A 10,940-nucleotide genomic window follows, 5' to 3' on the forward strand; every position below is an offset into this window, starting at 1 on the left:
AAGGAACAGTGATTGGCTGGTGTCGGGGTATTTGCGGCTGAATAAGGCCAACCCCGCGCTGACCCGTAAACTCTTCCACCAGCCAAAGAAGTAGGGTTGTATACACAGGGCCTCTCTTACTTACTCGTGCTCGAGTAAGTAAGAGAGGCCCTGTGTATGATGAAATGGGATTATTATTGTTGGAACTGGTCCCAAATGAACATTATTAGAGTATTCTTTTGAGACCGTTATTTACTGTTGCTTAAATACGTAGCTGCTAATATCGGTCTGTTCAACTATTTCTTGCCCGTTAAATTTAACATGGCGGTAGGTGTATAGACCACCAGCAGCATTAGCAGTCTTAGATTTTTCAACCTCTAAATAAATGGTGTCTGTTCTGCCATTTATATTCACGTAGAACTCTCTAATGCCATTGTCGCCACTGAACATAGCGGCATCCAGAGAGGAATAGATGTACCCTTTTAGGGGATTATCAGTCGGTAGTGCAATCAACTGATAGCCTGTGACCTCTTTGTTCTGTCCGTTTTGCGTGAAAGAAAGCACCACTTTTTGGTCAGATTTAGTCAACAGTGGCTGTCCTGTATTATCTACTATGGCAAATCGAAACTTGGACGGTAAATCTCGCACATATGGCTTGGGGTCATTCTTTTGACAGGAAAGGGCACTCATCAGTAAAGTGCAGGTAAGAAGAATTTTATTAATTACTTTCATTTTTTAGGGTCTGATGTTGACAATCATGTCATTGTCATTCTGATAGTTACGCGTTGTTCCGTTGGAAAAAGTAATTTGCCAGTTATTATAACTGTACCATCCAATCTTTCCATCAGTGCCACTACCCCATCCCCAATTCATGTGAAAGAAAAGATAGCCATTTCCATTGTAAGTGGATTCCTGATAACCATCACAAACCCACGCATGACAATTTGTATATCTAGGGAAGAAAAACGTAACTGTTTTATCATTACATCCATCTAAAATAACAGGGTGTGCATATTGAAGTTCTGATTTAACAGAGGCATAATTATAGGACTGACGGTTAGATGAGTGATATTGAAATGTGCTATTTTTAAATGTTTCACTAATGTCGCCACTGCTAGCGCCTGTGCCATTCTGATCATATTTATTTTCTTCAATGATATGAAGCTGTGATGCGCTAAAGATATCTGCCATCAATCGAGCTACCTCATTAGGCCCACTGAAAGTAATTTCATTTGCCATAGCCCCCCAACTATAGGAACTAGGATATTGGTAATAACGCATGACCTGAGCCATTGCAGTAGGCACACAGCCGGTCCAAGCTTTTCCATCTGGGCCGCCCGTAACAGGGGGGCAAAAATAATTGTAGCCTACACCTTGGTCCCACGTAGTAGTTAAGAGGGGACCCACTGTGTAAGTATAATCTACTGGATCTGGATCTTCTGGTGGGACTATGGTAGCAGTAACATCGCCCTTCAAGCGTTTCCATGTATGCTCAGTTGTCTTACTAGGCCGGAGCTTGCTTAATCGCACGTCATGGGTAATTGTCTTGATGCCATCCTCCCACTTCCTTAATCCAGCTGGCGCAGCTTCGCCATTAAAGGAACCGGTTTCTGCATATGCGAGAACGGGCATTAAGCGGTAGTCAGCTGCTATAATAGACCACCCGCCTTCTTCATAATTGAAGATGTAGAAAGCAGGGCTTCCTTCCTCTTCTACAGTTTTTTGTGAACGAATCTTCTTTTTCTTCGGCTTATGAGCGGTTTTGGATTCTACATTCCTATCGCTGGTAAACAGGCCAGTGCCAAGTGAAATTGCTCCTTTGGTAAAAGCATTCTCCGCAATAACACTTGCTTCATTTACAGGGACAAACATAGAGTCGGCCTGTAAGTGTGCATAGTTGCTAGTGGTGATAGGACTAGGAAGGTCAGCTACCTTATCTTGTTGACATGATGCCAGAACAAGACTGAATAGACCGTAGTAAGCAAGGTGAAGTACCGAGCCGAAAGCGAGAATGGATGGAGCATATAACTGACTAAAGAGTGAATGGGGCACAGTAATTCTCTTTCGCGCAGCGTCGTAGCGAGATAATGGGGCACGAACTCTGAAGAGCGTGCGGCACGAAAAACACAAGCAATAGGTAATGATAGAGAGCCGCGAAGGCAGAGCAGGATAAGTAGCTTAAAGTTAGCAACGTACTACGAACAACCACCAAAGAAGCGGAACAATATTTCTCAGCCGGTTATCTGGCCTTAGGCAGCAGGCATTGTGGGATAGCTCCTTGGTAAAGTACCACATTTGGCGAGTCGGGGCGGTGGGGAAGGGAAGCGTACTTATTCCAGGAGGCCGGGTATAAGCTACCTTATGTTCAACCAGCAGTTGCCTAGGCCTAGCCCGGGACTAAGTCATTTTAGCAACGACCGTTTGTAAAATGACTACTTGTGGCTACCTTCCTGCTCAACCGCAACCAGGAAGCAATGCAGTACGTGGCCTATTACCGGGTATCGACCAGCCAGCAAGGACAGTCCGGGCTGGGCCTGGCGGCGCAGCGCACCACCGTCCTGGCCTACGTAAAGGAGGCCCCGCTGCTGGCCGAGTACACGGAAATTGAGTCGGGGAAGAAGAACCGGCGCCCGCAGCTGCTCGGGGCCATTGCCTATGCCAAGAAGGAAGGGGCCATGCTCATCATTGCCAAGCTGGACCGCCTAAGCCGGAACGTGGCCTTTATTGCGACGCTGATGGAGACGGGCGTCAACTTCGTGGCCTGCGACTTACCCGAGGCCACCCCGTTCACGCTGCACATTATGGCGGCCCTGGCCGAGCAGGAACGCAAGCTTATTTCCGGTCGCACCAAAGCCGCCCTGGGGGTCTTGAAAACGAAGGGAGTGAAGTTGGGGAGGCCGGAGAATCTAACGGAGTACGTGCGGCGGCAGGGGCTGGAAGTACGGCAGCGCAACGCGGCGGAAAACGACCACAACCGGAAGGCCACGGCGCTTATTCTCGCCCGCCGGGGACAGGGTACTAGCTTCAGCCAAATAGCGCGGGAGCTGAATGCCGCCGGGTTTCAGGCCAGCCGAGGAGGCACGTTCAACCAGAAGCAGGTGCAGCGCCTCTATGAGCGGGCAAACGGCATCCCACGACCACCCGCTGAGCAACACTACGGTTAGGGGCGATAGGGCCTGCTAATATCGGCTTATCAGTCCTGATTCTTGAGCTTGAAGCTGCCGTTGCTCAAAGACGTGGTAGAACACCCATCTCTTGCCCGGCTCGTCTTACCTTTCACCCCTAACTGACCTTGGCATGAAGGACCTCGAGTTTGACTTTACTTGCTCGCTTCCAGAGGTCCGGCTACGCCCCGGACTCCGCACATCGGTGTGGGCGGAGGATACCCCGGAGTACTGCATGCCGTGTGAATTTCAGCACGTCGCCGATTCGTATGCGCCCGTCCGCGTACAGGTGGTAATCCTCGACCCGGACGACCGAATATCGGAACGTTACGTGCACACCACCTTTTACTTCGGGCACCCCGGGCACATTGTCGGCCACGGACAGTTAGTGGCCCTCGTGCGAGAAGCAGACTAGTCGGGTTTCCATCTAGATCAGGAGCATCCCAGAAACGTGGGCAGCCGTGTGATACTGCCGGTGCAGCTGGGCGCTGCTCGGAGCCTACCCGTTCCTGCTCAGGCGTTTCAATCGAGCCCAGCACTCCCGCCCTGATAAACTCCACTTATCAGTCCCTATAAAGGGGCATCACGTGCGCAAGTGTAACACTGCCTGCCACAGAAAATAGCCGAAAATCCCCAGCAAAAGTATCCCCCGGTAAAGGGGGGATTCCCACCACGGCGCAGTTAGAATGGACTCGAGTACGCAGTGGTCCGGGTGCCGGGCGTCATAACAGATTGCCACTTCATCCCCGACCACATACTCCTCTTCAGACGCATTGTTCTCTGCCACAAGCCAGCGTCGATACTGCGTGCCGGAGTGGGTACGGTAGACGACTTCCAACCGCTGTACGGGTCCGCCCTTGGGTTGAGCGACGGTTTGTACCGCGAGGATGGTGGCCGCTGCAGAAAGGCCCTGCTGCCCTAGGTGCTGGGTAGTTCGCCATTTCCAAAGTTCACGGACCGCTAAGCCAATTCCAGCCAAGCAAACGGCCCCGACGGCAACATAGTTAGTGGGCATACCCGCAAAGAAACATAAACACCTCCTTTTTTAAATCGTTGACAGTAGGGCTCGTTCCCCCAGCAAAGTACCACAACTGGAAGTCAGGGCGGCAAAGAGTAAAACCGTCACTTTTCCGAGTTGGGTCCGAGAACATACATTATGTTTAGCGAATATTCTGATATTCAAATCAAGAAACCGCAAGTTTTAGCTCTTGTTTTTGTCTAGTTTGAAACGACAGGCCGCCTTAGAAAACAACATGTAAAGTGCTGTTCTAAATACTAACATCCTTTACTTTCTCTCCGCAATTTCCCCATGGCCATCCGCTGTCCTATCCCACGAACGCTTCTTCCACTGGCAGCCATAACCATGCTGGTCGTAGGGTGCCAAAACATGGAAGATGGGCAGGTGGCAGGTGCGGCATTCTGTGCTTGCCTTCAGGATAACAACCCGCACACAGCCGATCAAGTTGTGAATCAGCGAACTGCTCAACTTATTTGTGAAGGCGAACTGGTTAAACGCTCTCATAATTATCGCGTGTTTAAAGTGGATATGCAGACCCACGATACCATCACCGAAATAAATTGGGCCGAACGAGAACGCTCCCGCCGCTTTGCCAATGCGTTTGTGCACTATGTAAACAAGCACTGCAAAGTCTCCTCGTACTAAGAATGGGATAGTAGCACGAGGCCATCTCGTAAGTAGTTTTGTCTGATAAGTGGATTTATGTTTACTGGAGCCGGCATTTCGGGCCCAAAACTTAGTACCGATAAGCGAAGATTTATCGGTACCAAGATGGCTGTTTTCTAGCAAGTGAAACCAACAGCAGCGAGCAAATGTACTTACATTGTACGTACATTTGCTGTTATGAACACGCGCCTGATTCGGGTAGGCAATTCCCAGGGGATTGTGCTGCCCAAGAAGTTACTGCAGCAGTACCACCTCACCGGCGAAGTGGACCTGCAGCCCACGCCCGAGGGCCTGCTCATCACGCCCGTGGTAAAGCCTCGCCGTCAGGGCTGGGACGAGCGCTTCCAGCACGCCCTGGCTCAGGGCCAGGCCCCGGAGGGTGAGCTGCTGGAGGGATTTGCTGACGACTTTGAGGATACCGAATGGCAGTGGTAGCGGTGCAGCGCTTCGAGGTGTGGCTGGTGAACCTGGACCCGACCCAGGGCAGCGAAATCAACAAGACCCGCCCCTGCGTGGTGCTCTCTCCCGACGAGATGAACCGCTACCTGCGCACGGTCACCATTGCCGCGCTGACCAGCACCCGGCGCGACTATCCTTCCCGAGTGGACTGCACCTTCCAGGGCAAGGAGGGTCAGGTAGCACTCGACCATATCCGCTCCGTGGACAAAACCCGCCTGGTACGCCGCTTAGGAGTAGTGCCTACCGCTACGGCGCAGGACGTCTGTGACCGGCTGCAAGAGATGTTTCACTAATAATTAGGTCCTGTTAGATGCTTTGGCCGCGCCTATGACTTATAAGCTCTCCTCCCCGCGGTTAGACAAACGCGCTGCCTGCAGCTGGGCATTCAGCTCCTCCCCTGTTTCTTTGGATTGCCAACTACCCGCCAAGGCAAAAAGCGGGATTCCAGTTGCGTCGGGTCAGGGGTGGGCACGAGCGAGATTTCTACTCTCAAGCGATGAGCTAGGCTGAGCAGCAGTTTAACGTCCTGCGCATCGGTTGGCTTCAATACGAGAGTCGGCATTGGGCTGTGAAGGAAAAGAAGGTAGGTAAAGTAGGTAAAAATGAAACGCTTGTGTGATCGATAACGCGCTCATTAGTATATAGGTGCGATATGACTAGTCAAGCAACGCATGAATGACTAGTCATACTTGTTGGCTTGACTAGTCAACCTGTTTTAGTTGCTGTGGTCTGATTAGTCGGAGTGAGCGAGTGACTAGTCAATAATAAGTAACGGTGACTAATCAGTGTCCACGATGTAAAATAGGGTTTTAGCGAATAGAGGCGTAGTTTGCTGGCTCTGACTACTCATCCTACTATGGAGCCTACCCCGCTGACTACCCACGAATTTCTGACGATCAAAGAGGCAGCCAAGCAATTTGGCCGTTCTGAACAGACGATTCGGCGACTAGTCAAACAGCATGGGCTGACTAGTCACGTGCGGACGGAGAAAACCGCAAAGGGAAACGCCTATCTAGTCAGTCTGCAGTTTCTTACGGAACAGTATACTCCTGTTGTATCAGCAGGACAGTTACCAGTATCGGATATACCAGAGCCACAATTGCCTGCTCTAGTAGTTCCTGATCAAGTAGAGGAGATTGTGCGATTGCAGGCCGCACTTGCTGAGCGAGATCAAACTATTCAGAAGTTGCAGCACCGGCTACTGGAACAGAATGATGTGCTAAACGCGCTGACTAGTCAGGTGAATAGTCAGCGGATAGGCCACATTGAGGAGCTTATACTGCGTCAGAATGAGCAGCTAGGGGAGTTGCAGAAACGATTACCAGAGCCAAGCGAAGCATCCCAAGTAGAACCCATATTGGAACAGCCAAAAAAGACTTTTTGGCAACGTATGTTCGGCAAGTAGGGATCTATACGCCGAAGATCTTAGCGGTATAAGCTCCTACATTCTCTAGCTCATTGTTAAGCATTCTTAGCTGAATCTTGTGCAGGTGCCTGTTGATGCCGTCAAGCGGATGCAGACTGAGTACTTTATGCGCTTGGTCCTGGCGTAAGCCGAGGTGCGTCGTCAAGCGCCCAAATACTGCTGCATTCGGGCCCTCGTAGGCTACGATTGGTGTGTTAGGCTGGTATCGTATCGTAAATTCGATTTGAGCCACGCTACGGCCTCGTTTGATAGGTTGGTAGCTGAAAGACAAGTCGGCCTTGCCATTGATCTCTTTTTCCGCTGGATCAAGCGCTGCTTTCTTGAAATGAGTCCATTTCTCGTAGCGGTCCTTACCCGTTTTGGCATCGATAAGGTCTAGGCGCTGCTTCAGTTCCTGTACGTCAATGCAGAAGGTCTTATCCGGCAGGTTCTTGTACATCGAAAACAGCTCGTACAGGCGTTTAGCATACTTGCTGTTCAGGGTCAGTGCTGTGTGTAGCTGCAGAGTAGTGAAACGATCCTTCAGTTCCACATACAGCGGCCGTACCTTCTGGCTCAGCTCTAGCTCAATGATCCCTTGGCCTTTGCGGTAAAGAGCTGAGGCCACAAACGTAGCCTGTAGGAAATCGCCATTAGACAGGGTCGTTTCAAAATAGCGCGTGATGAGCTTTTTCGTAGCCCGTTGCATATCGGAAACCTTTACTTCCTCCCCAGTTAAAGCCATCAATTCTTTGGCCGACACTTGGTAAACGGTAGTTACCGGATCATCCTTGCGGATGCTAGCCATTACCATGTATAAGATGTTTTTCTCCAAAGCCGTCATCTCATAACGGGCAATAGTGAGAGCGTTATCCTGCCAGAGAGTTACTGGATTCATGCTACTAATAAATAGTTGAGGATCAAACCTAACAATAAAAGTTGTATTGTTAAAGTGTAGTGCAACTATGCTTGTGCAACTTTCACCGACTTTTTTACAACTTCAATTCATCTCACACCGACTTTTTTACAACTTTCAACTGCTTATCCACAGACTTTTTTACAACTTTCACCGACTTTTTTACAACCTATTCCGACTTTTTTACAACTTTAGGTGCTCCAAATATCTGTAATTCAATGAGTTGCAAGCGCCTCAAATAACAAGTATTGAAAAAGAATTGTCACAAATATTTGAACGTGTGGGTGAGGGGCTTTTAGAAGGGCAGTACCCATTCATCGAAAGCAGCACGTCAACAAGGAAACAAGCAAAGCGAACACGAAGCCCTTCGCCACTGGGCGCGGCACAAATTGGCATTAAACCCTTGACAGTCAAATACTTAATTGTACCGTCTACGCCTCGCCGAATGGGCTTTTGTAGTGGTTTTCACCCCGCAACGCGTACTTTGTGCCATGGCTGACCATACTTTCCGCTTGAAGAATACTCCCCTGGGCACCGTGCTGGTGAAATTCTACCAGATCGAGCCCTACAGCGACGAGGCCTTCACGAAGGCCAAGGCCCGGGAGTTCCTGCAGGCTACCGTCGGCTCGGGTAATGCCTGGAGCCTGGCGCTTTACCAAGGACCCATTGCCACCAACCCGGTGCTACCCGAGGCCATTGCTCAGCTGCATGCCCGATGCCCTTCCTGCACCGCTGTGCGCATCGAACGGTCTTCCGGATAGGCAGAGACTCCAGCGCTAGTGCGAATGCCGTAAAGGGGCTATATTTGCGTTGTCCGAAAACTACCAGTGCCCGTACAGATACAAACGGCGACCCGGGCCGAAACCCAGATCGCCGTCATCCTACGGATGCCCGAGCCAGTGACTTATCACGGCTCGAACTGCTCCCCCCAGGGCTGCCTTGAGCAGCTCGAGGGAGATGCGGAACCAACTAGTCTGACCAGCTGGTTTCGCCTTTGCACGTTTACCCATTTTCGCTTGGGAGTAAGGGTGCTTGATCCACCCACTTCCTGAAGTCCCGGTTGTTACAGCAGCCGGGACTTCGTCTTTTCAGACAAAGCCGGCTGGGTGACTTACCGTGCAAGTGGGGCGAAGATAGAGGGACCGTTGCGAAACGTGTCAACCACAAACCCTACAGCTCTCGTCAACTGCTCACCCCAAGCTAGCAGTACATAAATTCTAGTAGCGGTAGGAGTGGGCAGTCGGGAAGAAATACATACCTTGAGGCGCGGGCGGGGTCGTTCTGGCGTTGTTCGCAAGATGTGTTTTGTGAATCGCGCTTCGCGCAATCCCCAAAACCCGTTCGCCCTCCGGGCTCACTACACTTGCCCCTTCGGGGACCCCACTATGGCAGACTTAGCAGCCCCTAATTCTACTCCCCACCGCCCCCGAAAGGGAGGCCGAAAGGCCGGCCCGCTGGCCGAGAAACAGCGCCACGTCGTCAGCGTCCGGCTCACGGATGCGGAGCACGAGCGCCTAACCCGCGAGGCCGAGCGGTACCAGCTGAGCCAGGGTGAGGTGCTGCGGTCGGTATGGCGGAAACAGAACACGGCCACGAAACTGCAGGCCCCACCGACGCCCGAGGAAGCCCGGCAGCTAGCGCAGCTGGCCGGCATGGCGGCGAACCTGAACCAGCTCACCAAGCTGGCCCACCTAGGGCAGGACCAGCGCACCGGCGCCACGACGGTGCTGGGGCAGATGCACCACTTGTTGAAGCGGCTGACGGGCGAGGCGTCATGATTGGCAAGGTGAAGGTCAACCAGTCCTTTGGGGCGATGTGCCGGTACGTGCTGCAGGAGAAGACCCCGGACAAGGGAGCGGAGGTGCTGGCCGCGCACGGGGTGCGCACGGACAGCGCCGAGCACATGGCGGCGGACTTCGACGCGGTGCGGGCCATGCGGCCCACGTTGGGCAAGGCGGTGCTGCACGTCGCGCTGGCCTTTCCGGTCGAGGAAAAGGAGAAGGTGACCAACGAGGTGATGGGCCGCATTGCCCAGGACTACCTAAAGGGGCTAAAAATAGACCCGGAGAACACGCAATGGGCCGTGGTGCGGCACCAGGACAAGACCCACCCGCACCTGCACCTGGTGGTGAACCGGGTGGATTTGGACGGGCAGACGGTGAGTGACCAGTTTATTCGCTCCCGGAGCGTGGACGTGTGCAAGGGCATCGAGCAGGCGTACGGGCTGATAGTGGCCGACCAGGTGGGCCGCAAGCAGGCCCGCGAAATCGGCCCGACCCCGGCCCAGGCGAAGGCCACGACCCCGAAAGAGGAACAGTCGGCCGAGTGGAGCCGCGCCCGGCAGGACATTGGCCGTGCCCTGAGCTACACAGCCGGCCAGGCCCGCAGCTTTGACGAGCTGCGCGAGGCGCTGCGCCCGCGAGGCATCGAGCTGGAACTGACGCGGCGCAAGGACGGGATCCCGGCCGGGGTGGTGTTCGCGCAGGACGGGCACCGGGTGAAGGGTAGCCAGGTGGGCCGCGAGTACAGCGCCGGCAATCTGGAAACGGGCTTTGCCAAGGCCCGGGAGCTAGGCCAGGACCCGGCCCAAGCGTGGCAGCAGGTGGGCCAGGACTACGCGCTGGCCAAGCTGGCGGCCGAGTACGCCCAGGCCAAAGAACGGCAGCAGCCCGAACGCACCCCGGGTCAGGAGAGAAACCGGGGGCTGGGCATCGGCGAATGACGTAATCGTATCTGTTTTATTAGTAACAACTTATGCAAGAGCTTTTTGAAGATATCACGGCCATCCGGAAGGGGATTGAAGCGCTAACTAAACGGGTGCAGGAACAGGGGCAGCCGGTAAGCCAGGCGCAGGTAGCGCAGCTGCTGCAGGAGGCCAAGCAGGGCACACGCTTCACGATCAACTATGAGGGAGTGGCCCAACAGATACAACCCCACCTGACGAGCCCGGAAAAGATCGAAACAACACTGGCCACGGGTGCCCAGCGGTTGGAGCAGGTGGTGAACCGGATTCCCCAGAGTGTGCCCGTCGTAGGCCAGGTATGGGGGTTTACGGACTGGCGGCTCTTGTTGGGCGTCGTGGTGCTCGTGCTGGGGCTGACGGTGGCCACGGTGCAGGCCTGGCAGGCCAAGGCGGACCGGGACAAGGTGGCCCAGCAGGTGACCAATATGGCAGTGGCCTACCGGGATTCGTTAGCCCAAGAACGAAGGAACAGTGATTGGCTGGTGTCGGGGTATTTGCGGCTGAATAAGGCCAACCCCGCGCTGACCCGTAAACTCTTCCACCAGCCAAAGAAGTAGGGTTGTATACACAGGGCCTCTCTTACTTACTCG

General features: G+C 53.2%; 13 protein-coding genes. 10 read left to right on the plus strand and 3 right to left on the minus strand.

The window, feature by feature from the left end:
* Nucleotides 1–231: 231 nt before the first annotated feature.
* Nucleotides 232–711: a hypothetical protein gene (locus P1X16_RS31210; RefSeq protein WP_277236716.1), complete on the minus strand. Its 480-nt coding sequence runs from the start codon at nucleotides 709–711 to the stop codon at nucleotides 232–234.
* 3 nt (nucleotides 712–714) lie between these two features.
* Nucleotides 715–2,031: a C10 family peptidase gene (locus P1X16_RS31215; protein WP_277236718.1), complete on the minus strand. Its 1,317-nt coding sequence runs from the start codon at nucleotides 2,029–2,031 to the stop codon at nucleotides 715–717.
* A 386-nt stretch (nucleotides 2,032–2,417) separates the two neighbouring features.
* Here P1X16_RS31215 and P1X16_RS31220 point away from each other — a divergent pair, with 386 nt between their 5' ends.
* The 6 genes from P1X16_RS31220 (at nucleotide 2,418) to P1X16_RS31245 (ending at nucleotide 6,691) form a co-directional block, all read left to right on the plus strand.
* Nucleotides 2,418–3,143, plus strand: coding sequence for a recombinase family protein (locus P1X16_RS31220; protein WP_245855418.1), 726 nt, complete (start codon nucleotides 2,418–2,420; stop codon nucleotides 3,141–3,143).
* 133 nt (nucleotides 3,144–3,276) lie between these two features.
* On the plus strand, nucleotides 3,277–3,558 hold the full coding sequence (locus P1X16_RS31225) for a hypothetical protein (RefSeq protein ID WP_089334500.1): 282 nt from the start codon (nucleotides 3,277–3,279) through the stop codon (nucleotides 3,556–3,558).
* A gap of 894 nt (nucleotides 3,559–4,452) precedes the next feature.
* Complete coding sequence (locus P1X16_RS31230; RefSeq protein ID WP_143437265.1) at nucleotides 4,453–4,806, plus strand: hypothetical protein; 354 nt, start codon at nucleotides 4,453–4,455, stop codon at nucleotides 4,804–4,806.
* Nucleotides 4,807–5,004: 198 nt separating this feature from the next.
* Complete coding sequence (locus P1X16_RS31235) at nucleotides 5,005–5,262, plus strand: AbrB/MazE/SpoVT family DNA-binding domain-containing protein (RefSeq protein WP_089334497.1); 258 nt, start codon at nucleotides 5,005–5,007, stop codon at nucleotides 5,260–5,262.
* Nucleotides 5,250–5,579, plus strand: a complete 330-nt coding sequence (locus tag P1X16_RS31240; RefSeq protein WP_089334496.1) for a type II toxin-antitoxin system PemK/MazF family toxin — start codon at nucleotides 5,250–5,252, stop codon at nucleotides 5,577–5,579. Before P1X16_RS31235 ends, P1X16_RS31240 begins: the two co-directional genes overlap by 13 nt.
* A 563-nt stretch (nucleotides 5,580–6,142) precedes the next feature.
* On the plus strand, nucleotides 6,143–6,691 hold the full coding sequence (locus P1X16_RS31245; protein ID WP_089334495.1) for a helix-turn-helix domain-containing protein: 549 nt from the start codon (nucleotides 6,143–6,145) through the stop codon (nucleotides 6,689–6,691).
* 4 nt (nucleotides 6,692–6,695) lie between these two features.
* Here the strand turns inward: P1X16_RS31245 and P1X16_RS31250 are convergent, their stop codons facing one another.
* Nucleotides 6,696–7,589: a replication initiation protein gene (locus tag P1X16_RS31250; RefSeq protein ID WP_089334494.1), complete on the minus strand. Its 894-nt coding sequence runs from the start codon at nucleotides 7,587–7,589 to the stop codon at nucleotides 6,696–6,698.
* A gap of 509 nt (nucleotides 7,590–8,098) precedes the next feature.
* On the opposite strand from P1X16_RS31250, the gene P1X16_RS31255 reads away from it, so the two are divergent.
* From P1X16_RS31255 to P1X16_RS31270, 4 genes are all read left to right on the plus strand, one after another.
* Nucleotides 8,099–8,368 (plus strand): hypothetical protein, encoded by a 270-nt coding sequence (locus tag P1X16_RS31255; RefSeq protein WP_089334493.1) that lies wholly within the window; start codon nucleotides 8,099–8,101, stop codon nucleotides 8,366–8,368.
* A gap of 624 nt (nucleotides 8,369–8,992) precedes the next feature.
* On the plus strand, nucleotides 8,993–9,385 hold the full coding sequence (mobC, locus tag P1X16_RS31260) for a plasmid mobilization relaxosome protein MobC (protein WP_277236723.1): 393 nt from the start codon (nucleotides 8,993–8,995) through the stop codon (nucleotides 9,383–9,385).
* Complete coding sequence (locus tag P1X16_RS31265) at nucleotides 9,382–10,329, plus strand: relaxase/mobilization nuclease domain-containing protein (protein WP_277236724.1); 948 nt, start codon at nucleotides 9,382–9,384, stop codon at nucleotides 10,327–10,329. Before mobC ends, P1X16_RS31265 begins: the two co-directional genes overlap by 4 nt.
* A gap of 32 nt (nucleotides 10,330–10,361) precedes the next feature.
* Nucleotides 10,362–10,907: a hypothetical protein gene (locus P1X16_RS31270; protein WP_277236725.1), complete on the plus strand. Its 546-nt coding sequence runs from the start codon at nucleotides 10,362–10,364 to the stop codon at nucleotides 10,905–10,907.
* Nucleotides 10,908–10,940 lie beyond the last annotated feature (33 nt).

Source organism: Hymenobacter sp. YC55, from assembly GCF_029433095.1.
GTDB lineage: Bacteria > Bacteroidota > Bacteroidia > Cytophagales > Hymenobacteraceae > Hymenobacter.